Raw genomic sequence first — 22,716 nt, 5'->3', positions numbered from 1 at the left:
CGTCGCGGTCAGGGCCGGTCGTTCAACCGGCCCGCGCGAACCGCCCCGACGAACTGGGTCCACGCCGCCGGGTCGAAGCTCAACGCCGGCCCCTGCCGATCCTTGGTGTCCCGCACGCCAACCACATCGGCAAACCCGGCCACCTCGACGCAATCGCCATTACTGCCGGACCGAGACGACTTGCGCCACGCTCCATCACGCTCCATCGACAATCTCCTTCGCTATCGCCCCGATCAACTCACGGGACTCATCCGCATCGAGTGCTCGCTCCATGAGCGACCGCCACGCGTCTTCGTAAATCTGGATCTCGTGTGGCTTGTCCAGATAAACGGCACCGCAGGGGCCATCCATATAGATCGTGGTCGGCTCCGGTGCCCGCACCTCCGTTGGAAAGTCGAGCATCGTGAAGGTGCCGGTGGACGCCCATCGCGACAAGCCCGCCTGCAGGGGGAGAACTCGAACGCTGATGTTGTGTCGCCGCCCGTTCTCCACGAGCGCGTCCAGCTGCCGCCCCATCGCCGCGCGGTCCCGCAGCGGCCGGCGCAGCACTGCCTCGCTAAGGATCACGTCGAGATAGGGAGCTCGCGGTACCGCCCGCGCCAACAGTCGCTGCCGACGCAACCGAACATCGATCTTCGCCTGACGCTCGGCCTCCGACAAGCCAGGCTGGTCTGCCGCGATCAGTTCGCGCATGTACTCGACCGTCTGCAAGAGCCCTGGGATCAGATCGGCCTCATACTTGCGGATCTTGGTCGCCGCAGATTCCAGACCCACGTAGAGCTTGAACCAATCCTCTACTGCCTCCCCGTAGCTGTGCCACCAGCCGTGCGCCTTGGTTTCCCGGGCCAGAGAGCGCATGGTTTCGATGGTCTCTCGCGACGCGCCGTAAACGCGGCACATCGCTTCCACGTCGTTCGGGTGCATCGGCACCTGGCCCGTTTCGTAACGCCAGATCCGGGGCGCCGACCATTCCAGTTCCTTCGCCGCCGCGGTCACCGTGACATGCGCGCCTTCGCGAAGTTCTCTCAAATACCTGCCGAGCTGCCTACGCGGGACGGTGCTTCCCGAGTCGTCCACGTCATCTCCTTCGGTGTTGTCGCGTAAGGCACCTCATCCCTTGGTCTGCATTCTGCCGCGAAAGATTGCCCCGGACCAGAGGTGAATTGACCATTGTGGTGCCCGCCGGGACACGGCGGGATCGCGGGGGCGGATGCCTTACCCGAAACCTCATCCCGGTATCCGTCCCCGCGCCTGGCATCGATCCACAAAGGAGAGCCATGGACTCGATCGATAGTATCCTCGGCGACATTCCGCTTCCGCCCTATGTCACCGCCGAGGATGTCGCCTTCGCGGTCCGGGCGATCACCGTGCACGTACCCGAGCAGTGGCCCGAGGGACCACGCTGCCGCAACGACCGGGCACCCCACCCGTGCCGGCTGCACCGCTGGGGCCGACGGGTGCTCGACCTGCGCGGGCTCACCGACCGGCAGGTCCACGCGCTCGTCGCCGAGCAGACGGCACCCGTGCGGTGATCTACGTGACCGGGGAACGCCTGCTGCCCCACCATGTGCGCGCCGCCTACTTCGACAGGCGCTGGCGGGGCCTGGACCCGGCCCAGGTCCGCGACCACCTCGACCGGGTCGCCGACGAACTCGACCGGCTGAGCCGTGACCTGGTCACCACGCGGACCGAGGCCGAGCGCGTCCGCCAGGCGCTGCGGCAGTGGCAGTCCCAGCATCGCGCCTGCCGCCTCCGCGACCCCGACGCGCCGCCGGGCGGGTGGCCACGGTGACCGAGCAACGGTGGATCATCCACCTGCCCACCACGCTGACCAGCGCCGACGAGGCAGCCGCCCTCGCGGTGACGCTGCGCGACTCGCTCGGCCATGTCACTGTCGTCGACTTCGGCGAGACCACGCTGAGCGAGGAGGACAGCCAGTTCGTGCGTACCCGGGTCTGGTGCGACGCCCGGCTCGACGGCGCCGGCCGGTGCGGCCGCCGCAACGACCACGGCGGTCCGTGCGGCGCGTGACCCGGCGCCCGCGCGCTGGGTCTGACGGAAGAGAGACCGTCGGTAGCATCCGGGGATGGGCAGGTTCCTTGCACTCTTCAACGGCGCCGCTGACGAGGCCGGCAAGGCCGACCTCAACGAACAGCAGCAGACCGACTTCATGAACGCCTGGGCGGCATGGGCGCAGGCGAACGAGAGCGCGCTCGTCGACCCCGGCGCTCCGCTGTACGCGAAGAAGCTGGTCACGGCGCGGGGCGTCGAGGACGTCACGGACAACCTGGTCGCCTACGCGATCGTGGAGGCGGACTCGCACGACGAGGCGGTGCGGATCTTCTCCGGGCACCCGCACCTGGGGCTGTTCGCCGGGAACTCGATCGCCGTCCTGGAGTGCCCGCCTCCACCGGTCTGACCGCTGTCGCGGGTGTCAGGGGCGGGGGCGGTCGCGGTCCTTGGACGGCTGGACCCGCTTCGGCTCGCCGGGCATCTTCGGGTATTCCGGCGGGTACGGCATGTCGCCCAGCCCGTCGGCGGCGTCCCGCTCGGCCCACTCCAGCAGCGGCGTGATGTCCCACGGGGCGTCGTCGATGCCGGCGTGCGGGTCGCCGCGCTCGGCGAACCGGGCCGGCACCGTGCCCAGGTGGAAGTCGTCCGGGTCGACCTCCGGCAGCTCGTCCCAGTCGACAGGGGTGGAGACGGTGGCGCGGCCGTTGGCGCGCAACGAGTACGCGCAGGCGATGGTGCGGTCCCGCGCCGTCTGGTTGAAGTCGACGAAGACCCGCTCGCCGCGCTCCTCCTTCCACCAGGCGGTGGTGACCAGCTCGGGGCGGCGGCGTTCCAGCTCGCGGGCCAGCGCGATGGTGGCCCGGCGCACCTCCACGAACGTCCAGCGCGGCTGGATGCGCAGGTAGACGTGCACGCCCCGGCCGCCGGAGGTCTTCGGCCAGCCGGGCACGCCCAGCTCGTCGAGCAGCCCGCGCAGCTCACCGGCGGCGGTCACCGCGTCGGCGAAGTCGGTGCCGGGCTGCGGGTCGAGGTCGACGCGCAGCTCGTCGGGGCGGTCGGTGTCGGCGGCGCGCACCGGCCACGGGTGGAACACCACAGTGCCCATCTGCGCCGCCCAGGCCACGTGCGCCAGGTCGGCCGGGCACAGCTCGTCGGCCGGGCGGCCGCTGGGGAAGGTGATCCGCGCGGTGCGGACCCACGGGGGCACGCCCCGTTGCGGCACCCGCTTCTGGAAGAACATCTCCCCCTCGATGCCGTCGGGGAAGCGCTGGAGCGTCGTGGGCCGGTCGCGCAGGGCGCGCATGATCCCGTCGCCGACGGCCAGGTAGTAGCGGAAGACGTCGGCCTTGGTGAAGCCCTGCTGCGGGAAGATCACCCGATCGGGGCTGCTCAGCCGCACCGTGTGCCCGGCTACCTCGATCTCCTCGACCGCACCCTTGCCCGCCATCACGCGACCATATGCGATGCCACCGACACCCGACGTACCGTGGAACGGTGAGTCTTTCCGACAACGAACTGCCCCGAACCGAGGACGATTGGCGTGTCCGGCTGAGCCCCGAGGAGTTCCGGGTGCTCCGCGAGGCCGGCACCGAGGCGCCCTGGACCGGTGAGTACGTCGACACCAAGACCCCCGGCGTCTACCACTGCCGGGCCTGCGGGCTGGAACTGTTCCGCAGCCAGGACAAGTTCGACTCGCACTGCGGCTGGCCGAGCTTCGACGACGCCATCCCGGGCGCGGTCAAGGAGATCCCGGACAACACGCTCGGGATGCGGCGCGTGGAGATCCGCTGCGCGCGCTGCGACAGCCACCTCGGGCACGTCTTCGAGGGTGAGGGCTTCACCCCGAAGGACACCCGGCACTGCGTCAACTCGATCTCGGTGCGGCTGGAGCCCAGCGCCGGCTGACGGCGGCGTCACAGCCGCAGCAGGCCGCCGGCCTCGTCCACCTGGTCGGCGGCCTCGTCGTCCAGCCACACCCCGCCGGTGGCGAGGTAGCGGAAGCGGTACTCCCCCGGCGCGAGCCGGACCGTCACGGTACGGGTGCCGTCGCGGCGCGGCACCAGCTCGTGCCGGCCGGGCTCCCAGCCGTTGAAGCAGCCGACCACGCTGACCGTGCCGGCCGGGGTGTACCGGGGCAGCGAGAACGTCACCCGGGTCTGGTTGCCGAAGAGCTTGTTGCGCTTGATCACGAATCCTCCGGGGATTTTCGGCTGTCACAGGGGTCAACGCGCGACACGCCGGGAGCGACTCGCCGTGGGGCCGGATCAGGTTCGCCGGTTCCGGTTGCTCGAAGGTGTCATCTGCGCAACCCTCGGATGACAGGTCCGTTTTCGGGGGGTTTCGTATGGCTGCCTGCGAGGTTTGCGGCAACGACTACTGGATGGCGTTCGAGGTGCGCACGGTCGACGGGTCGCGGCACACGTTCGACTGTTTCGAGTGCGCGGTGCACAAGATGGCGCCGATCTGCGAGCACTGCCAGATCAAGATCGTCGGGCACGGCGTCGAGGTCTCCGGCCGCTTCTTCTGCTGTGCCCACTGCGCCCGCGCCGTCGAGGGCGAGCAGGGCGCCGAGGTACGCGACGCGGTCGGCGCCCGCCCCGCCTGACATGGGCGTGCCCGGGGTGGCACCGGCATCGACCTCCGTCTAGCATCCCTCCGGTGTCCCGACGGTTGATCATCGCGGCGGCCCTGGTCGCCACCCTCACCGGCTGCGGTTCCGCCACCGAGCCCGGCGCCGCGACCGCCCCCGATCCGGCGCTCGTCGCGCCCTCGCCCACCGACGGCGGCGCCGCCGCGGCGCTGCGCGACCGGTACGCCGCGACCGGAAGCCTGGCCGGCCTGGCCGAGGACCCCGAGTACGCCAGCGAGCGGCTCGACTACGACGGCGTCGTGTGCGGTCGACCGCTGCCCCTGCTCGACCGGCGGCTCGTCGCGTCCACCCGGGTCTTCGGCACGCCGCAGGGCACCCCGGCCGGCGAGTTCGTCGAGGTCGCCCAAGAGACGGTGGTCTACCCGGACGAGGCGGCAGCGGCGGACGCGGTACGGCAGATCTTCGGCGTGCTGGAGGCGTGCGAGCGCGACGAGGAGGACGGCCAGGTGACCGCCGGACACACCGCCGCAGACCTGCCCGCCGGGCTGGGCGTGCCGGGCCGGGTGGTGTCGGCGACCATGACGGTGCCCGACGGTGCCCGTTTCCCGCACCGCTACGGCTGCCTGCACCGGGGCCGGGTGACCCAGTGTGTCGGGGTGTGGACCCGCTCGGCGTCCTACACCGGCACCTGGTTCGAGCGCGCCGTCACCGCCACCGCCACCGGGCTGCGCACGTCGAAGGGCTGAACGCGACGGGCCGCGACGGGCCGGCGCGCCGAGCCGACGTGTCGCGCCAGGGGGCACGGCCGGCCGGAGACGCGCCACCTACCCTGGGCCGATGCCCGTCGAGTCCCACCTGGCCGGCTTCGCCGACCTGGACACCAGCACCTTCCACGACCTGCTCCGGCTGCGCATCGACGTGTTCGTGGTCGAGCAGTCCTGCCCGTACCCGGAACTGGACGGCCGGGACGTCGAACCCGGCACCCGCCACCTGTGGCTGAGCAGCGCCGGCGCCGTGGTCGCGTACCTGCGGATCCTGGCCGACCCCGGCGGCGTCGCACGGATCGGGCGGGTGGTGGTGGCGCCGGCGGCCCGCGGCGCGGGCCTGGCCGGCGCGCTGATGACGGAGGCGCTCGCCGTGGTGGGTGACCGGCCGTGTGTGCTCGACGCGCAGACGCACCTGGTCGGCTTCTACGCGGGGCTCGGTTTCGAGGTCGGCGGCCCCGGCTACGTCGAGGACGGCATCCCGCACACCCCGATGCGCCGCGACCCGACTCATTGACGTTTGTCGCTTTTCGTGGCAGCGTGCGGGCGGAGCCGCCACGCGGGAGAGGGCAACTCCCGACAGTCCGGGCGTCGTGCACCGACACCCACCCCGGAGGCTTTCCATGTCCACTCCGTACCGCCGCCCGTTACCCCTCGCGGCGGCGATCCTCGGCGTCTGCGCTGTCGTCGCGGCGCTGCTCACCACCGCGTTCTCCGGCCCGGCCTCGGCGCACGGGTCCGTGGTCGACCCGGCCTCGCGCAACTACGGCTGCTGGCAGCGCTGGGGCGGTGACTTCCAGAACCCGGCGATGGCCACCCAGGACCCGATGTGCTGGCAGGCGTGGCAGGCCGACCCGAACGCCATGTGGAACTGGAACGGCCTGTTCCGTGAGGGCGTGGCCGGCAACCACCAGGGCGCCATCCCCGACGGGCAGCTGTGCAGCGGAGGGCGCACCCAGAGCGGCCGCTACAACGCCCTCGACACGGTCGGCGCCTGGAAGACCACGTCGGTCTCCAACAACTTCCGGGTCAAGCTGTTCGACCAGGCCAGCCACGGCGCCGACTACATCCGGGTGTACGTGAGCAAGCAGGGCTACAACGCGCTCACCTCGCCGCTGCGCTGGAGCGACCTGGAACTGGTCGGCCAGATCGGCACCACCCCGGCCAGCCAGTGGACGCGTGAGGTGGACGGCGTGTCGGTCCAGATCCCGGCGAACGCAACGGGCCGCACCGGGCGGCACGTCGTCTACACGATCTGGCAGGCCAGCCACCTGGACCAGTCCTACTACCTGTGCAGCGACGTGGACTTCGGCGGGTCCGGCCCGACCACCCCGCCGACCAGCACACCGCCCACCAGCACACCGCCGACCAGCACACCGCCGACGAGCACACCGCCCACCGGCCCGCCGCCGACCACGCCGAACCCGGCCGGTGGCTGCACCGCGACGTACGCGATCACCGGTTCGTGGGGCGGCGGCTTCCAGGCCGACGTGAAGGTCACGAACGGCAGCGGTTCGCCGATCCGCGGCTGGTCGGTGAGCTGGAACTACCAGAACGGCCAGCAGGTCAACTCGGCGTGGAACGCCACTGTGACCACGAGCGGAACGCTCGTCACGGCACGCAACGTGGCGTACAACGGCTCGCTCGCGCCGGGTGCGAGCACCTCGTTCGGCTTCACCGGCTCGGCCGGTGCGACGAACCCGGTGCCCGGCATCCTGTCCTGCACGACGACCGCCTGACGGCTGCCGTCCCGGTCGGGGCCCTGCTCGACACCGTCGTGGTGTTAAGCAGGGCCCCTTCCTCTACCGCAGGCGTTAAGAAGGGGCCCTTCCTTTCACACCAGGCAGTTGACGATGTCGGCGACCGGGCGGCGGCGGCCGGTGTAGAACGGGATCTCCTCCCGCACGTGCCGGCGGGCGCCGGAGGCCCGCAGGTCGCGCATCAGGTCCACGATCCGGTGCAGCTCGTCGGCCTCGAACGCCAGCATCCACTCGTAGTCGCCGAGCGCGAACGAGGCGACCGTGTTGGCCCGCACGTCCGGGTAGCCCCGGGCCATCTTGCCGTGCTCGGTCAGCAGCTCGCGCCGCTCGGCGTCGGGCAGCAGGTACCACTCGTACGAGCGCACGAACGGGTAGACGCACAGGTAGGCGCGGGGCTCCTCGTCGGCCAGGAACGCCGGGATGTGGCTCTTGTTGAACTCGGCCGGGCGGTGCAGCGCCATCTGCGACCAGACCGGGGTGAGCGCCCGGCCCAGCGTGGTGCGGCGGAACCGCAGGTACGCGTCCTGCAGCGCGTCGCTGGACGACGAGTGCCACCAGATCATCAGGTCGGCGTCGGCGCGCAGCCCGGCCACGTCGTACGTGCCCCGGATCGTGACGTCCTTGCCGGCCAGCTCGGTGAAGAGCGACTCGATTTCGTCGACGACGTTCTCCCGCAGCGACGGCAGCGGGCTGGTGGCCCGGTACACCGACCACATGGTGTAGCGGATGGTCTCGTTGAGCTCCCGCAGCCGCGCCGCGTTGGTCTGCTCGGTCATGCTGCCGATCCTCCCAGTGCCGTGATGATCGCTTCGGCCGCCGTCTCCCCGGAGCGGACGCACACGGGGATGCCGACGCCGTCGTAGCCGGCCCCGGCCACTGCCAGCGTCGGGTGGGCGGCGCGCAACGCCGTCCGGAACGCCGCCACCCGGGCCGTGTGCCCGGGCGTGTACTGGGGCAGCGCGCCGCCCCACCGCTGCACGTGCCGGGCCGCCGGGACCGGCAGCGGCGCGCCGAGCACCGCCGACAGTTCCCGGTGCACCGTGTCGGCCAGGTCGTCGTCGGTGAGCTGCAGCGACGTCTCGTCGCCGTACCGGCCCACCGAGGCGCGCACCAGCGCCAGCCCGTCCGGCCGCCGCAGGTGCCCCCACTTGGTGGTGAAGAACGTGGACGCCTTGATCAGCAGCCCTTCGCCGGCCGGCACCAGGAAGCCGGACAGCTCCGGCAGGGCCGGGCCGGGAAGCGCGAGGGTGATCAGGGCGACGCTCGCGTAGTCGAGCGCGGCGACGGTGCCGGCCGCTTCGGGCGCGACGGCGGCGAGCAGCCGGGCGGCCGGGCGGGCCGGCACCGCGAGCAGCACCGCGTCGGCCTCGACGTGCTCGGCGTCGCGGGTCGGCCCGACGGTGAGCCGCCAGCCGTCCGGGGTGCGGCGCAGCTCGCGTACCGCGGCGCCCCGGCGGATCGTCGCCCCGCTCGCCGTCGCCGCCGCCTCGACCAGCGTGCTCAGCCCACCGGCGAGGGTGCCGAAGACCGGTGTGCCCGGCGCGCGGGGTGCGGCGGCCTGCGCGGCGCGTACCGCACCGACCAGCGTGTGCTCGGCGCGTGCCGCGCGGGCCAGCGCTGGCATCGTGGTGACGAGCGACAGGTCGTCGGCCCGTCCGGCGTACACACCGCCGAGCATCGGGTCGACCAGCCGCTCCACCACCGCGTCACCGAGACGCTTGCGGACCAGCTCACCGACCGAGGTGTCCTCGCCGTCGGCCAGCAGCGGGTGGCCCGCGTCGAGGTCGGTGTCCGCGACCGGCGGCGCGACCGCCGCCGCCTGGTCCAGATCCCCGGGTACGCCGACGAGCGTGCCGCCCGGCACCTGGTGCAACGTGCCGTCGACGAGCAGGGCGGCCTGCCCGACTGTGGGGTGCACGATCGAGGCGTCCAGGCCGAGGCGGCGGGCCAGCGTCACCGCAGCCGACTCGCCACCGGCCGGGTCGCGCATCAGGAACGACTCCGCGCCGAACTCGACCGGGCCACCGGCCAGCTCACCGGTGTGCAGCTTGCCGCCGAGGCGGCCGGACTGCTCGTACACGGTGATCTCGGTGCCCTCGGGGGCCCGGTCGCGCAACCGGACGGCGGCGGCCAGCCCGGTGATCCCGCCACCGACGATCGCCACCCGCCACGGTCGCACCACTGCCTCCTCCTAGCGCTCCGGTCGCGCGGTCAGCTCGTGCACCAGCGCGACCACCCGGGTCAGCACCTCGGGGTCGGTCTCCGGCAGGACGCCGTGACCGAGGTTGAACACGTGGCCGGGAGCGGCCCGGCCCTGCTCGACGATGCGCCGCACCTCGGCCTCCACCACCGGCCATCCGGCGAGCAGCACCGTCGGGTCGAGGTTGCCCTGCACCGCCTTGTCCGGCCCGATCCGGCCGGTGGCGACGTCGAGCGGCGTCCGCCAGTCCACGCCCACCACGTCGGCTCCGGCCTCGCCCATCGCGCCGAGCAGCTCGCCGGTGCCCACACCGAAGTGGATCCGCGGCACCCCGGCGCCGGCGAGCCCGCCCAGCACGTACGTCGAGTGCGGCAGCACGAAGCGGCGGTAGTCGGCCTCGGAGAGCGCGCCGGCCCACGAGTCGAACAGCTGCACCGCGGAGACCCCGGCGTCGACCTGCACCTGGAGGAACGCCAGCGTCACCTCGGCCAGCCGCGCGCACAGCGCGTGCCACAGGTCCGGGTCGCCGTACATGAGCGCCTTGGTCTTGGCGTGGGTACGCGACGGGCCGCCCTCGACCAGGTAGCTGGCGAGCGTGAACGGGGCGCCGGCGAAACCGATCAGCGGGGTGTCGCCCAGCTCGACGACGAGCCGGCGGACCGCCTCGTCCACGTACGACACGTCGTCGCGCCCGATCGGGGTGATCCGCTCGACGTCGGCGGCGGTACGGACCGGCTCGGCCACCACCGGCCCGGTGCCGGGCACGATGTCCAGATCGACGCCGGCCGCGGCGACCGGCACCACGATGTCGCTGAACAGGATCGCCGCGTCCACGCCGTGCCGGCGCACCGGCTGGAGCGTGATCTCGATGACCAGCTCGGGCCGGCGGCAGGACTCCAGCATCGGCACGCTGGCCCGGATCTCCCGGTACTCCGGCAGCGACCGGCCGGCCTGCCGCATGAACCAGACCGGGGTGTGCGGGCCCGGCTCGCGCCGGCAGGCGCGGACGAAGGGCGAGTCGGCCGGCCCGCCGCGGCGGGGTTCTCCGTCTCGGGCGGCAGTGCCCGTGGTGTCGGTGGTCATCGCGGCCATCGTGCCACGCCCCCGGTACGCGCCCGCGTTCACCGTCCGCATTTGTGACGTAGAAGGAAGGGCCCCCGCTTAACGCCTCCGGTAGCGGAAGGGCCCCTTCTTAACTGTCGATCACCCGGCGTGCCGTCGCGCGCCGTGCGGTGAGCGCGGCATAGGCTGCCCGCATGGCCCCCCCGATCGCGCTCCCGGAAACGTTCGCTCGCGCGGTCGCGGGGTTGCGATCGGTCACACCCCGCCCGGAGATCATCTTGGAGGAGGTCGGCGCGCCGCAGCGGCTGGCCCCGTACGCGTTCGCGCTCTCCGCCGCCGTGATGCGCGACGACGACGAGGTGGCCACCGGGCGGCTGATCCTGCTGCACGACCCGGCCGGGCACGAGGCGTGGCAGGGCACGCTGCGCCTGGTCACGTACGTCACCGCCGAACTGGAGGTCGACCTGGCCAGCGATCCGCTGCTGCCCGGCGTCGGCTGGACCTGGCTGACCGACGCGCTCGACGCGCAGGGCGCCGGGCACCGGGCGATCGGCGGCACCGTCACCCAGACGCTCTCCACCAGGTTCGGCGAGCTGGCCGGCCCGCCCGCCGCGGGTGACATCGAGATCCGCGCCTCCTGGACGCCGCTGCGCGCCGACCTGGGCCCGCACCTGCTCGGCTGGTGCACGCTGCTGGCCTCCACGGCCGGCCTGCCGCCGCCCGGCGTCACCGCGCTGCCCACCCGCCGCTCCGCCGGGGCCGCCTGACCACCGCTGCCCGGGCCGGGACCGGATGCCCGCCGGTGCACCGCCACCGGCTCGCGGCGGGCGTACCCCGGGATCTGCCGCCTGATGCGCGAAGGCCGCCCCGGACGAGCCGGGGCGGCCTTCGGCGGACACCGGTCAGAGGTAGTTCTCGGCCTCGTCGCAGATCTTGTCCAGGCCCTTGCTGGCCGCCTCGAAGGCGGCCCGGTCGCCGCGCGACGCCGCCGCCATGGCCGTGGTCAGCTTGTCCAGGCAGTTCGCGATGACCTTCTTCTGCCGGGCCTGCTCGTCCCTGTCGTTCTTGGTGCCGGTCAGGTCCTGCTGGGTGTCCGACAGCCGCTCCTGGATCGCCTTCAGCTCACCCTTGAGCTTGTCGATCTCCTGCTGGTTCGCCGAGATCGTGCCGTCCCGCTGGCTGACCGTCTGCCGGGACTTGTCCAGGTCGCCGTCCGTGGAGACGTACAGGAACGTCATCACACCGCCGAAGACGAACAGCAACGCGGCGACGAGGCCGAGCACCAGCGCGGCCCACTTCCTGCCGCCACCGGTGGCAGGCGCGGCGGCCGCCGGGCCGTACGGGCCGGGCAGCCCGGACATCGGCGGCGGCCCGAAGCCGGGGCCGGACACCGGCGGAGCCGACGCGGGCGGGACCGACATCGGCTGCGCGTAGCCGGGGGCCGAGACCGGCGGGACGGAGACCGGCGGAGCCGACATCGGCTGCGCCGGCGGGGGCACCGGGGCGGCGCCGGGCGCGTATCCCGGCTGTCCCGGCGTGGCGGGCTGGTATCCGCCGTACCCGGGTGCGCCGTCGGGCACGGCGGGCTGGTGCAGGGTCGGCGCGGGCTGGTTCGGGTCGTGCTGCTGGGGCGCGGGCCGGCTGCCGTACGGGTTGCCGTAGACCGTGCCCCCCGGCGCCGGGGGCGGGTTGTCGCCCCCGGCCGGTGGGTAGGACATGTCGTTCCTCCAGATGTGCTGGTCCCCCGTGGGGTGGCCCGATGGGCCGGGGTCGATGCGGTGCGGCCGGGCCGGTGTGGCCAGCGGTCAGCAGAGCCGGAACCGGTCGCAGGCGGTCTTGATCGGCACCGCGAGCCCGATGCCCTCGGCGTTGCGGGCCTTGGCCGTGGCGATGCCGACGACCTCCTTCGAGCCGTTGATCACCGGGCCGCCGGAGTTGCCCGGGTTGATCGGCGCGTCGAACTGGATCACCGGGCCGCCGCCGCGCTCGTCCTCGCGGAACGCGCTGACCACGCCCGTGGTGACGCTGTCCTGCAATCCGAGCGGCGCGCCGACCACGATGATCTGCTGGCCCGACCGCACCGGGTCGCGGGCCGCTACCAGCCCGGTGAACTTGGCGCTGGTCTGCAACTGCGCCAGGTCCTTGTCCTTGTCGGTGGCGATGATCGTCGCCTCGAACCGCTGGTCCTTGCGCTCCAGGAACACCTTGCGCTCACCCGCGGTGAAGACCGACTCGACCACGTGGAAGTTCGTCAGCAGCGTGGTGCCGCCGCCCGACGGCGCCTTGCCGACGGCGAACGCCGTACCGGTGAACTGCCCGGCCCGCACCCGGAACACGCTCGGCAGGACCGCGCTGGCCACCGCCTCCGGGTTGAAGGCCGCGCCGGCCTTCTTCTCCAGGCTGCCGGCGCGCTGCTCCAGGCCGTCGAGCCGGCCGGCGTCCGCGTCCTGCCCCTCGGCCATCCGCTTGTCGGCGGCGGCGAGCCGGTCGTCGAGCCGGTAGATCTGGTACGCCTGCACGCCGGTGACCACGGTCAGCACGGCGGCCAGGGCCAGCGCCACCACCGCCACCCGGCTGCGCCGGGACGCCTGGCCGGCCGCCGGTGCGCCGAAGCCGCCCGGGCCGCTCTGACCGGGGTACGCGGCACCCGGCTGGGACGGCCCGGACACGGGCTGACCCGGGTAGGCGGGCGCGGACACGGGCTGCCCCGGATACGACGGACCGCTGCCGGACGGGCCCGGATACGACGGCGAGGCGGGCTGCCGGTCCGGGTACGACGACGGTCCCGGCCCGCCCGGATACGACGGCGACGCGGAGACCGGCTGCCCCGGATGCGACGGCGAGGCGGCCGGCTGTCCGGGGTACGCCGGAGCGGCGGACCGGGAGGTCTGCGCCGGTACGGCGCCGTAGGACGGTACCGAGCCGTAGGACGGCGCCTGGCCCGGTGCGGCCGGCACGCTGCCGTAGGACGGCTGGCCCGGTGTGGCGCCGTAGGACGACGGCTGGGCCGTGGCGGGCGGGGCCGCGTAGGGCGTCGACTGCGGTGTGCCGGCCGGGTCCGGGAGACCCGGGTAGCCGGCGGGCGGCTGGACGGCGGCCCGCGCCGGATAGCCGGGCGTGCCGCCCCACTCGGATCCACCGGCGGACGATCCCGGCACCGGGGCCGAACCGGCGGGCGGGGCGAAGCGCGGCGGCAACGGCCCCGGCCGGTCGGCTGCCGTGTCGCCGCCGCCGTGCCCCGGCACGTCGTCGCCGGTTCCGTACCCGCCTGTCATGCTCTACCGTCCTCCCCGTCGCCTTCGCCGACGCCCCCGACCCGCTGCGGCACCCGTACGCCGTTCGCGGCTCGATGGACCGTACCGGCGGGAACGGGCTTTGTCTTCCCCCTTGTCCGACCCTCTCACGGCCCCGCAACCCGCACGCTTTCCGGCCACCGGACGGCCACCCCGCCGACACGCGCCGGACCGGCTGCGCACACCGGATCGTCCGGCCTACTAGGGTTGTCAGGTGACCGACGAACCACCCCTGCGCCGTCGGGCCGCCGAAAGCCGTACCGGGGAGGCGTCCGCCCAGCCGACATCGGCCCTGCCGGAGCCGGCGGACGCGGGGTCCGAGACCGATCCGGCCGCGGCCGTCCCCCTGACCGCGCCGCGCGACGGCACGCCCGCCCCGGTGGCCACACCTGCCGAGTTGGACGAGGTCGTGGCCCGCTTCGCGGCCGGCACCGGCCCGGTGGCCCTCGATGCCGAACGCGCCTCCGGCTACCGCTACAGCCAGCGCGCCTACCTGGTACAGCTACGCCGCGGCGGCGCCGGCACCGCGCTCATCGACCCGCTGCCGCTGCCCGACCTGTCCGCCCTGGACACGGTGATCGCCGAGACCGAGTGGGTGCTGCACGCGGCCAGCCAGGATCTCGCCTGCCTGGCCGAGGTGGGGCTGCGCCCGCGCCGGTTGTTCGACACCGAACTGGCCGCCCGGCTGGCCGGGTTCGAGCGGGTCGGCCTGGCCGCGCTGACCGAACAGCTGCTCGGGTTCAGCCTGGAGAAGCACCACTCCGCCGCCGACTGGTCGAGCCGGCCGCTGCCGGATTCCTGGCTGACGTACGCGGCGCTCGACGTGGAGCTGCTCGTGGACCTGCGCGACGCGCTGGACGAGGAGTTGCGGCGGCAGGGCAAGTCGGGCTGGGCGACGGAGGAGTTCGACGCGCTGGTGCGCAACGGCGCCCGTCCGGCGCGCGTCCGCGCCGAGCCGTGGCGGCGCACGTCCGGCATCCACCGGGTACGCGGCGCGCGCGCCCAGGCCCGGGTGCGTTCCCTCTGGTACGCGCGGGACCAGATCGCCTCCCGCCGGGACGCCGCGCCGGGCCGGGTGCTGCCCGACTCGGCCATCGTGGCCGCCGCCGAGCTGGACCCGAAGGACGAGAAGACGCTGCTCACGCTCCCCGGGTTCGGTGGGCGGTCGGTGCGCCGGCTGGCGCGTACCTGGCTGGCCGCGCTGGACGACGCGCGCCAGTTGCCGGACGACGCGCTGCCGGTGAGCCCGGCGGTGGAGGGTCCGCCTCCGCCGCACCGGTGGGCCGAACGCGATCCGGTGGCGGCCGGGCGGCTGGCCCGGGCCCGGGAGGTGGTGGTCGGCACCGCCGGGGCGCACCGGCTGCCGGCGGAGAACCTGATCGCGCCGGACTCGATCCGCCGGCTGGCGTGGCAGCCGCCCGCGGAGATCACCGACGAGACGGTGGCGGAGACGCTGCGCGGGTTCGGTGCCCGCGAGTGGCAGCTCGGGCTGCTCCTGCCCGCGCTGACGGAGGCGTTGCACACTCCGCAGCAGTGACGGCCCCGGGCGGGGTGTGAGGTGGGCCACGCGGGGGGTGGTGCCACGTTTGGTTACTGGCGAGTAGCATCCGGGGAAATGCCCGTGCCGAGGGAGGCTCCAAGTGCCCCGTGAAGTCCGGGATGTCGTCTTCGTCGACGGCGTCCGTACCCCGTTCGGCAAGGCGGGTGGGATGTACGCCAACACCCGCGCCGACGATCTGGTGATCCGCTGCATCCGCGAGCTGATGCGCCGCAACCCGCAACTTCCGCCGGAGAAGGTGGAGGAGGTGGCCATCGCCGCCACCACCCAGATCGGTGACCAGGGCCTGACCATCGGCCGCACCGCCGCCCTGCTGGCCGGCCTGCCCAAGACCGTGCCCGGCTTCGCCATCGACCGGATGTGCGCCGGCGCGATGACCGCCGTCACCACAGTGGCCAGCGGCATCGCCATGGGCGCCTACGACGTGGCCATCGCCGGCGGCGTCGAGCACATGGGCCACCACCCGATGGGCGAGGGCGTCGACCCCAACCCGCGCATCGTCGCGGAGAAGCTGGTCGACCCGTCCGCCCTGGTGATGGGCTCCACCGCGGAGAACCTGCACGACCGCGTCCCGCACGTCACCAAGGAGCGCACCGACGCGTTCGCGCTGGCCTCGCAGCAGAAGACCGCGAAGGCGTACGCCAACGGCAAGCTCCAGGGCGACCTGGTGCCGGTGGCGGTCCGCGACCCGGAGGCGGGCTGGGGCCTCGCCACAGTGGACGAGGCGCCCCGCGACACCTCGATGGAGAAGCTGGCCGGCCTGAAGACCCCGTTCCGGCCGCACGGCAAGGTCACCGCCGGTAACGCGGCCGGCCTGAACGACGGCGCCACCGCCGCACTGCTGGTGGCCGAGGACACCGCCCGCGAACTGGGCCTGCCGGTCGGCATGCGCCTGGTGTCGTTCGGCTTCGTCGGCGTCGAGCCCGAGGTGATGGGCGTCGGCCCGATCCCGTCGACCGAGAAGGCGCTGCGGATCGCCGGCCTGAGCATCGACGACATCGGCCTGTTCGAGCTGAACGAGGCGTTCGCGGTGCAGGTGCTCGCCTTCCTCGACCACTTCGGCATCGCCGACGACGACCCGCGGGTCAACCCGTGGGGCGGCGCGATCGCCATCGGTCACCCGCTCGCGTCCTCCGGCGTCCGGCTGATGACCCATCTCGCCCGCCAGTTCGCCGAGCACCCCGAGGTCCGCTACGGCCTCACCGCCATGTGCATCGGCATCGGCATGGGCGGCACCGTGATCTGGGAGAACCCGCACTGGGAGGGTGGAGATCAGTGAGCGCGAGGAGTGAGCTTGCGAGCCCCGCAGTCGCGAACGAAGGAGTCGCAGTGAGCCTCGCCGCACCGAACGAGGTCGTCACCAAGGCGCTGCTGCGGCAGGTGGCCGTACCCGGACTGGACCGGCCCGCCGCCCTCATCACCCTGGACAACGGCTTCGACCACACCAAGCCGAACACCTTCGGACCGGCCGGCCTGACCAGCCTGGACGAGGCGATCACCGCCGCGCTGGCGGCGGAGCCGGCGTTCATCGCGGTCACCGGCAAGCCGTACATCTTCTGCGTGGGCGCGGACATCACCAGCCTGCCCGCGCTGGAGGACCGCGAGCAGGCGCTGGAGATCGGCCGGCTGGGCCACCGCGTCTTCGCCCGGCTCAAGGACAGCGGCGTCCCCACCTTCGCGTTCGTCAACGGCGCGGCGATGGGCGGCGGCCTGGAACTGGCGCTGCACTGCCACTACCGGACGCTGTCGGCGGGCGCGGCGGCCCTGGCGCTGCCCGAGGTCTCGCTCGGCCTGATCCCCGGCTGGGGTGGTACGCAGCTGCTGCCGAACCTGATCGGCATCCCGGCCGCGACGCAGGTGATCATCCAGAACCCGCTGATGCAGAACAAGATGCTCAAGCCGAAGCAGGCTGCCGAGATGGGCATCGCGGACGTGCTGCTGGAGCCGGCCGACTTCCTGGAGCGGTCGCTGGAGTGGGCCGCCGGCGTGGTCCGGGGCGAGGTCACGGTGACCCGTCCCGAGGTCGACAAGGACATGTGGGCGGGCGTGCTCTACTTCGCCCGGCAGACCCTCGACCAGCGGCTGCACGGCGCGGTCCCGTCCGCGTACAAGGCGCTGGACCTGCTGGAGACGGCGAAGGACGCCGACTTCGCCACCGGCACCGCGGCGGAGGACGAGGCCCTGGCGGACCTGGTCTTCTCCGAGGAGTTGCGCAGCGGCCTGTACGCCTTCGACCTGGTGCAGCGGCGGGCCAAGCGCCCGGCCGGCGCGCCCGACAAGGGCCTGGCCCGGCCGGTCACCAAGGTGGGCATCGTCGGCGCCGGCCTGATGGCCAGCCAGCTCGCGCTGCTGTTCGCCCGGCGTCTTCAGGTGCCGGTCGTGATGACCGACCTGGATCAGTCCCGCGTGGACAAGGGCGTCGGCTACGTGCACACCCAGATCGAGAAGGCCGTCAGCAAGGGCCGGATGGACAAGGGCACCGCGGCCAAGCTCTACGGCCTGGTCAGCGGCTCGGCAAAGGCTGACGCCTTCGCCGCCTCGGCCCAGGGCCAGCGCACGTCGTTTGCCGACTGCGACTTCGTCATCGAGGCCGTGTTCGAGGACCTGGGCGTCAAGAAGCAGGTCTGGGCCGAACTGGAGAAGATCGTCAAGCCGGAGGCGGTGCTCGCCACCAACACCAGCTCGCTGTCCATCACGGAGATGGCCGCCGAGCTGGAGCACCCGGAGCGGGTGGTCGGCTTCCACTTCTTCAACCCGGTCGCGGTGCTGCCGCTGCTGGAGATCGTCCGCGGCGAGCGGACCGACGACGCCACGCTGGCCACCGCGTTCGCTGTCGGTAAGCAGCTCAGGAAGTCGTCGGTGCTGGTGAAGGACGCTCCGGCGTTCGTGGTGAACCGGCTGCTGACCCGCTTCCTCGGCACCGTGTTCGCCGCCGTCGACCAGGGCACTCCGCTGGACGTGGCGAACAGCGCGCTGGACCCGCTGGGTCTGCCGATGCGTCCGCTGGCGCTGCTGCAACTCGTCGGGCCGGCCGTGGCGTACCACGTCGGCGGCACCCTGCACGAGGCGTTCCCGGACCGGTTCGGGGTCAGCGAGAACCTCAAGCGGATCGCCGACTCGGGCCAGCCGATCGTGGTCGACGACCAGATCAACGACGAGGTCGCGAAGCTGCTGGTGGTCGGCGACGAGCCGCTCACCGCCGAGCAGGTCCGGCAGAACGCGTTGGACGCGCTGGCGCAGGAGATCCGGCTCATGCTCGACGAGGGCGTCGTCGCCGAGGCGCAGGACATCGACCTGTGCATGATCCTCGGCGCCGGCTGGCCGTTCCACCTGGGCGGCGTCACGCCGTACCTGGACCGGACCGGCACCTCCGAGCGGGTGACCGGCAAGCGGTTCCTGCCGCGCGGCGTGGCAAGCCTGCGCTGACCGGTACACCCCATCGATCGCGGTGGCCGGGCTGTCCGTTCCGGACGGTCCGGCCACCGCGATCGGCGTCTGCGGCCCAGGTCACGGGTAGGTCGCGGTTTGGCGTCGCCGCCCTAGGGCGGACAGCGGGCTGTCGGTGGTGCTGGCTACCATCACGCGTCCAGTTTTCTCACAGGAGCTGCCTACATGTCCCAGCCGCCGTCCAGTCCCTACTCCGGCAACTACCCCTCTCCCCAGCAACAGCCCGGTGGCTACCAGCCGCCGCAGCAGCCGCAGTACGGCGGTGACTACCCGCAGGCTCCCCAGCAGCAGTACGGCGGTGAACACCCGCCGCAGCAGCCGCAGTACGGCAGCCAGCTCGGTGCGCCGGTCCCGCCGAAGAAGTCCGGCGTGGGCAAGATCCTGCTGATCGTCCTCGCGGTGGTCCTGGTGCTCTGCGTCGGCGGCGGGATCGTCACCTGGATCGTCACCAAGGACACCGTCAACGAGGTGGTCACCGCCACCAAGACGCGGGTGGTCGAGCCGCAGACGCTCGGCGGCCGGGCCAAGGTCACCGACCCGCAGTTGCAGACCGCCGCGGCGCAGATGAAGTCCGAGCTCAGCAAGGACGTGCCGGACGCGACCAGCACCGTCGGCGCCTTCTACGGCGACCCGGCCAAGAAGGACCTGGTCATGATCGTCGCGGTGTCCGGCGTGATGGCGGACCCGAAGAAGGAGCTGGCCGACGCGACCGCGGCGGTCACCCCGGACCTGGCCACCAAGGATTTCAAGACTGTCGACGCGGGCCCGCTGGGCGGCGACGCCAAGTGCTCCGACGGCAAGGCGTCGGACGTGCCGGTGGCCGTCTGCATCTGGGCCGACCGGGGCAGCCTCGGCATGGTGGTGGTCTACTTCAAGTCCGCGGCCGAGCTCCAGTCGGAGTTCCTGACGATGCGCGGCGAGATCGAGAAGCAGGACTGACACCCCTCACGCACCGGGCCCCCGCCGTGACGGCGGGGGCCCGGTGTCGTTTCCGGATCAGGCGGACGCGGCCCGTTCGGCGGGGCTCCGGCAGACGCAGAACTCGTTGCCCTCGGGGTCGGCGAGCACCACCCAGCCGCTCCCGTCCGGGCGGCGCCGGTCGGCCACCAGCGCGGCGCCGAGCTCGCGCAGCCGCGTCACCTCCTCGTCCCGGGTGCCTTCGGCCGGGTGCAGGTCGAGGTGGAACGCGCCCTTGCCGTGCCGCTCGTCCACCCGGACGAACAGCAGGTCGGGGCCGTGCCCGTCGGGTGCGGCGAGGACCGCCTCCGGGTCGCCCGGATGGTCGTCGTCGGCGAGCCGGCGGTCGAGCACCAGGGCCCACCAGCCGGCCAGGGCGTACGGGTCGTCGGTCTCGACTGTCACGCAGTGGATCTGTGCACTCACTGTGCTTCCTCCTGTGGCCCCTTGATGACAGCGAGGTGTTAACAAGGGGCCCTTCCTCTACCGCAGGCGTTAAGAAGGGGCCCTTCCTTACGGGCCGACGAACACCGCCTTCGCACGCCAGTCGACGCCGTCGACCGCCGGGCCGCTGCGCACCGTGAACGTCCCCGACGGAGCGCCGTTCGCCCAGTCGACGGCGGACAGGTCACCGGTGCTCCGGTTCACCTTGTAGAGCGTGGAGCCGGCCACGAAGACGGCGCCCGCGTCGGAGAACCCGCTCGCCCCGGCCACGGAGAAGCGGTCGGCGCCGACCACGCCGCTGTCCGGCGTGAACCAGCGCCAGAACAGGCCGTTCTGACCGGTCAGCGTGTAGTAGAGCCGACCGCCGGTGTAGAACATGCCGGTCACGTTCGGGATCTCGGCGTAGAAGCCGGTGGTCGTGCCGACGTACGTCTGCCCCGCCGGACCCGAGTTGGTCACCACGGTGTCCCAGTACGGGTCGTGGTACGGGTCCACCAGCTCGGGCGTGCCGAACGTGGTGCCGTCGAACGTACGCCGCCACAGCGCGCCGCCGGTGCCGTAGAACAGCGTCCCGCCGACCCAGAACGCGTTGCGCGTGGCGGACCACGCGGTCTCGTCCGGGTTCGCCACCGGAGCGGGCGCGCCGACGCCGGTGAGCCCGTCGTACGAGCGGACCTGCACCTCCTCGCCGGTGCCGGCCGGCGGAGGCCCGGTCTTGACGATCTCGACGGCGTCGACGAGCGGGTTCTCCTTGACGTGTCGGAACTCGATGTCGACGGTGCCGTCGCTGGTCACCGTGAACTCCCGCATGGTGCCGACGTTGTGCCCGACGCTGGCGGACAGGTCCAGGTCGTCGAGGACGACCGTGCCGTCCAGCGCCACGTCGAAGACGCGGGTGTTGGGCGCGGAGGTGCCGTCGTACCGGTTGGCCAGGTAGAGCCGCACGTGCACCTCGGTGCCGGTGGGCACCGGGAACTGCCAGAGCATCTCGGCGCCGCCGGCCGGGTCGTACCGTTCGTCGCTGTAGAGCGCGGCCGGGGTGCCGGCCGGCACCGTCGCGTCCAGGCTGCCGACCGTGTTGAAGCTGGACGTCGAGCTGCCGGTGTTGTGGTACGGGCTGGGGCTGGAGCCGGTGTCGGCCGCCCAGTCCGGTCCGCCGTCGGTGGCGGCGACCACGGGGCCGCCGGCGTTCACCCGGTACAGCACGTTGGTCGGCTTCGGCAGCCCGGCCTGGTAGACGTTGCCGGGCAGCGTGGCCGTGGTGGTCGGGTGCGGGGCCTTGCCACCGGCGAGCGGGAAGAACGCGATCCGCTCCCGGCGGTACTGGAAGTTGCCGATCCAGAGCGTGTCGCCGCCGACCCAGAGCCCGGCCGGGGTGACGAGCATCTCGGAGGCGCCGATGCCGCGCGGGTGCCGGCCCGGGTTCCAGGACAGCGGCAGTCCGTTGGCGGGGTCGAGCGCGGCGATGCTGGCCCGGCCGACCGCGCCGGCCCGGGCGTTGTCGGTGCCGGTGCTGTTGTTGAGCCAGCGGAGGTGGCCGCCGACGTAGACCGCCTGCTCGCTGATGCCGACGGACAGGAACGTGTCGCCGCCGCTGTAGTCCACCCAGGTCGGCTGGAGGCTGCTGCCGGTCGCACCGGCCTCCCAGCGGGCCGCGGTGTCGCAGAGCGTCCCGCCGTACGGGGCGCCGGTGGTGACCACCACGAAGTAGCTGTTGTCCGGGGAGAACGCGACGTCGCGGACGTACGAGTCGAACGACTGCCACTTGCAGCGCGGCGTGTAGCGGGCCGTGTTCCAGTCGGCGACCGTGGCGGCGGTGGCGCCCAGGTCGATCTTGACGATCTGGTCGTGCAGGACCCCGTCGGCCTTCTTGAAGTTGCCGATGACGACGAGCTGCGTGCCGTCCGGGGAGACGGCGAGCTTCTCCGCGCCCACGCCGGCCTTGGCGCCGCTGACACCGTCCCAGTTGTGGTTCTCGGTCAGCGTCGTGGTGAGGTAGCTGTCGACCGCGCCGGTGGTGGCGTTGAGCGACGCGAGCCCGCCGCGCGGGTTGGGGTTGCCGGCCGTGGTGAAGATGCCGCCGACCAGCAGCCGGTCACCGACGAGCGCGATGTCCTTGATCAGCCCGTTGAACGCCGGCGGCGTGAAGCTGGTGACGACCGCACCGGTGGCGACGTCGAGCAGGGCCACCTTGCGCCGGGTCACGCCGTTGACGGTGTTGAACTTGCCGGCGACGAAGACCGTTCCCGCTGTGGGACCGGCGACGACAGCCGTCACCTCGTTGTCGAGCGTGGGCGCGAACGCGGTGTCCACCTGCCCGGTGGCCTTGTCGAAGGCGAGCAGGTAGTCGCGGGGGATGTCGACGTCGGAGTTGCGGTTCTGCACCCGGGTGAAGGAGCCGCCAGCGATGATCTTCGTACCGGCGTCGTGGATCGCGTCGACCGAGCCGTCCTGGACGTCGGGCGAGGCGGTGGAGGGGACGGTGTGGACCACTTTGTCGTGGCCGGGCGCGGCGACGGCTGCCGCCGGCGTGGCCGGCGAGAGGCCGGCGACGGTGAGGGCGCCGGCGGTGAGGACCGCGAGAAGACGGCGGCGGCGCGGGGCCGAGGGGTGGGTCACGGGCAGCTC

The 22,716-nt window shown here is 72.7% G+C and carries 25 protein-coding genes; 14 read left to right on the top strand and 11 right to left on the bottom strand.

Features of this window, described 5'->3' with window-relative positions; all coding sequences use genetic code 11:
- Positions 1–8: 8 nt before the first annotated feature.
- Together O7622_RS12590 and O7622_RS12585 are read right to left on the bottom strand one after the other, a co-directional pair.
- On the bottom strand, positions 9–206 hold the full coding sequence (locus tag O7622_RS12590) for a DUF397 domain-containing protein (protein WP_282313511.1): 198 nt from the start codon (positions 204–206) through the stop codon (positions 9–11).
- The gene (locus O7622_RS12585; RefSeq protein WP_282313510.1) at positions 196–1,077 is read right to left on the bottom strand and encodes a helix-turn-helix transcriptional regulator; all 882 of its coding nucleotides are present in this window, start codon (positions 1,075–1,077) and stop codon (positions 196–198) included. Before O7622_RS12585 ends, O7622_RS12590 begins: the two co-directional genes overlap by 11 nt.
- Positions 1,078–1,277: 200 nt before the next feature.
- On the opposite strand from O7622_RS12585, the gene O7622_RS29200 reads away from it, so the two are divergent.
- From O7622_RS29200 to O7622_RS12565, 4 genes are read left to right on the top strand one after another with little or no spacing between them, the layout of a single operon-like run.
- Positions 1,278–1,532 (top strand): hypothetical protein, encoded by a 255-nt coding sequence (locus O7622_RS29200; protein ID WP_348774063.1) that lies wholly within the window; start codon positions 1,278–1,280, stop codon positions 1,530–1,532.
- Entirely contained in the window at positions 1,529–1,792 is a 264-nt protein-coding gene (locus O7622_RS12575) for a DivIVA domain-containing protein (RefSeq protein ID WP_348774062.1), read from the top strand. The genes O7622_RS29200 and O7622_RS12575 overlap by 4 nt, the downstream gene beginning before the upstream one ends.
- Positions 1,780–2,031 carry a hypothetical protein gene (locus O7622_RS12570; protein ID WP_348774061.1) on the top strand — a complete coding sequence of 84 codons (252 nt, stop codon included), beginning with the start codon at positions 1,780–1,782 and terminating at the stop codon, positions 2,029–2,031. Before O7622_RS12575 ends, O7622_RS12570 begins: the two co-directional genes overlap by 13 nt.
- Before the next feature lie 55 nt (positions 2,032–2,086).
- Positions 2,087–2,419, top strand: a complete 333-nt coding sequence (locus O7622_RS12565) for a hypothetical protein (RefSeq protein WP_282313508.1) — start codon at positions 2,087–2,089, stop codon at positions 2,417–2,419.
- A gap of 15 nt (positions 2,420–2,434) precedes the next feature.
- Here the strand turns inward: O7622_RS12565 and ligD are convergent, their stop codons facing one another.
- Positions 2,435–3,460 carry a non-homologous end-joining DNA ligase gene (gene ligD, locus O7622_RS12560; protein ID WP_282313507.1) on the bottom strand — a complete coding sequence of 342 codons (1,026 nt, stop codon included), beginning with the start codon at positions 3,458–3,460 and terminating at the stop codon, positions 2,435–2,437.
- Between the two features lie 47 nt (positions 3,461–3,507).
- Here ligD and msrB point away from each other — a divergent pair, with 47 nt between their 5' ends.
- A complete protein-coding gene (msrB, locus tag O7622_RS12555; protein WP_282313506.1) occupies positions 3,508–3,918 on the top strand; it encodes a peptide-methionine (R)-S-oxide reductase MsrB in 411 nt (136 codons plus the stop codon).
- Positions 3,919–3,926: 8 nt separating this feature from the next.
- On the opposite strand, the gene O7622_RS12550 is transcribed toward msrB, so the two are convergent.
- Complete coding sequence (locus O7622_RS12550) at positions 3,927–4,202, bottom strand: isoamylase early set domain-containing protein (RefSeq protein WP_282313505.1); 276 nt, start codon at positions 4,200–4,202, stop codon at positions 3,927–3,929.
- Between the two features lie 155 nt (positions 4,203–4,357).
- On the opposite strand from O7622_RS12550, the gene O7622_RS12545 reads away from it, so the two are divergent.
- From O7622_RS12545 to O7622_RS12530, 4 genes are all read left to right on the top strand, one after another.
- Positions 4,358–4,618, top strand: coding sequence for a hypothetical protein (locus O7622_RS12545; RefSeq protein WP_013284826.1), 261 nt, complete (start codon positions 4,358–4,360; stop codon positions 4,616–4,618).
- A gap of 53 nt (positions 4,619–4,671) precedes the next feature.
- Positions 4,672–5,349, top strand: coding sequence for a hypothetical protein (locus O7622_RS12540; protein ID WP_282313504.1), 678 nt, complete (start codon positions 4,672–4,674; stop codon positions 5,347–5,349).
- 91 nt (positions 5,350–5,440) lie between these two features.
- On the top strand, positions 5,441–5,884 hold the full coding sequence (locus O7622_RS12535; RefSeq protein ID WP_282313503.1) for a GNAT family N-acetyltransferase: 444 nt from the start codon (positions 5,441–5,443) through the stop codon (positions 5,882–5,884).
- Between the two features lie 106 nt (positions 5,885–5,990).
- Positions 5,991–7,106 (top strand): lytic polysaccharide monooxygenase, encoded by a 1,116-nt coding sequence (locus tag O7622_RS12530; protein WP_282313502.1) that lies wholly within the window; start codon positions 5,991–5,993, stop codon positions 7,104–7,106.
- Between the two features lie 95 nt (positions 7,107–7,201).
- Here O7622_RS12530 and hemQ read toward each other — a convergent pair whose 3' ends face one another.
- Genes hemQ through hemE form a run of 3 tightly spaced genes read right to left on the bottom strand, consistent with a single transcriptional unit; the run spans position 7,202 to position 10,419 of the window.
- Positions 7,202–7,903, bottom strand: a complete 702-nt coding sequence (gene hemQ, locus O7622_RS12525) for a hydrogen peroxide-dependent heme synthase (RefSeq protein WP_282313501.1) — start codon at positions 7,901–7,903, stop codon at positions 7,202–7,204.
- The gene (gene hemG, locus O7622_RS12520; protein ID WP_282313500.1) at positions 7,900–9,309 is read right to left on the bottom strand and encodes a protoporphyrinogen oxidase; all 1,410 of its coding nucleotides are present in this window, start codon (positions 9,307–9,309) and stop codon (positions 7,900–7,902) included. The genes hemQ and hemG overlap by 4 nt, the downstream gene beginning before the upstream one ends.
- Before the next feature lie 9 nt (positions 9,310–9,318).
- A complete protein-coding gene (gene hemE, locus O7622_RS12515) occupies positions 9,319–10,419 on the bottom strand; it encodes a uroporphyrinogen decarboxylase (RefSeq protein WP_282314125.1) in 1,101 nt (366 codons plus the stop codon).
- A 164-nt stretch (positions 10,420–10,583) separates the two neighbouring features.
- Here hemE and O7622_RS12510 point away from each other — a divergent pair, with 164 nt between their 5' ends.
- Positions 10,584–11,156 (top strand): DUF3000 domain-containing protein, encoded by a 573-nt coding sequence (locus tag O7622_RS12510; RefSeq protein WP_282313499.1) that lies wholly within the window; start codon positions 10,584–10,586, stop codon positions 11,154–11,156.
- Between the two features lie 135 nt (positions 11,157–11,291).
- Here O7622_RS12510 and O7622_RS12505 read toward each other — a convergent pair whose 3' ends face one another.
- Together O7622_RS12505 and O7622_RS12500 are read right to left on the bottom strand one after the other, a co-directional pair.
- Positions 11,292–12,107, bottom strand: a complete 816-nt coding sequence (locus O7622_RS12505) for a hypothetical protein (RefSeq protein WP_282313498.1) — start codon at positions 12,105–12,107, stop codon at positions 11,292–11,294.
- A gap of 87 nt (positions 12,108–12,194) precedes the next feature.
- Positions 12,195–13,664: a trypsin-like peptidase domain-containing protein gene (locus tag O7622_RS12500; protein WP_282313497.1), complete on the bottom strand. Its 1,470-nt coding sequence runs from the start codon at positions 13,662–13,664 to the stop codon at positions 12,195–12,197.
- 232 nt (positions 13,665–13,896) lie between these two features.
- Here O7622_RS12500 and O7622_RS12495 point away from each other — a divergent pair, with 232 nt between their 5' ends.
- From O7622_RS12495 to O7622_RS12480, 4 genes are all read left to right on the top strand, one after another.
- Positions 13,897–15,219: a ribonuclease D gene (locus tag O7622_RS12495; protein WP_282313496.1), complete on the top strand. Its 1,323-nt coding sequence runs from the start codon at positions 13,897–13,899 to the stop codon at positions 15,217–15,219.
- A 103-nt stretch (positions 15,220–15,322) separates the two neighbouring features.
- On the top strand, positions 15,323–16,519 hold the full coding sequence (locus O7622_RS12490; RefSeq protein ID WP_282313495.1) for a thiolase family protein: 1,197 nt from the start codon (positions 15,323–15,325) through the stop codon (positions 16,517–16,519).
- 50 nt (positions 16,520–16,569) lie between these two features.
- Positions 16,570–18,666 (top strand): 3-hydroxyacyl-CoA dehydrogenase NAD-binding domain-containing protein, encoded by a 2,097-nt coding sequence (locus tag O7622_RS12485; RefSeq protein ID WP_282313494.1) that lies wholly within the window; start codon positions 16,570–16,572, stop codon positions 18,664–18,666.
- 186 nt (positions 18,667–18,852) lie between these two features.
- Positions 18,853–19,626 (top strand): hypothetical protein, encoded by a 774-nt coding sequence (locus tag O7622_RS12480; RefSeq protein WP_282313493.1) that lies wholly within the window; start codon positions 18,853–18,855, stop codon positions 19,624–19,626.
- A 57-nt stretch (positions 19,627–19,683) separates the two neighbouring features.
- On the opposite strand, the gene O7622_RS12475 is transcribed toward O7622_RS12480, so the two are convergent.
- The gene (locus O7622_RS12475) at positions 19,684–20,070 is read right to left on the bottom strand and encodes a VOC family protein (protein WP_282313492.1); all 387 of its coding nucleotides are present in this window, start codon (positions 20,068–20,070) and stop codon (positions 19,684–19,686) included.
- Positions 20,071–20,157: 87 nt separating this feature from the next.
- Positions 20,158–22,707, bottom strand: a complete 2,550-nt coding sequence (locus O7622_RS12470; protein ID WP_282313491.1) for a malectin domain-containing carbohydrate-binding protein — start codon at positions 22,705–22,707, stop codon at positions 20,158–20,160.
- Positions 22,708–22,716 lie beyond the last annotated feature (9 nt).

This window comes from Micromonospora sp. WMMD1076 (genome assembly GCF_029581475.1).
GTDB lineage: Bacteria > Actinomycetota > Actinomycetes > Mycobacteriales > Micromonosporaceae > Micromonospora > Micromonospora aurantiaca.
This window is presented reverse-complemented; position numbering and strand designations above follow the sequence as displayed.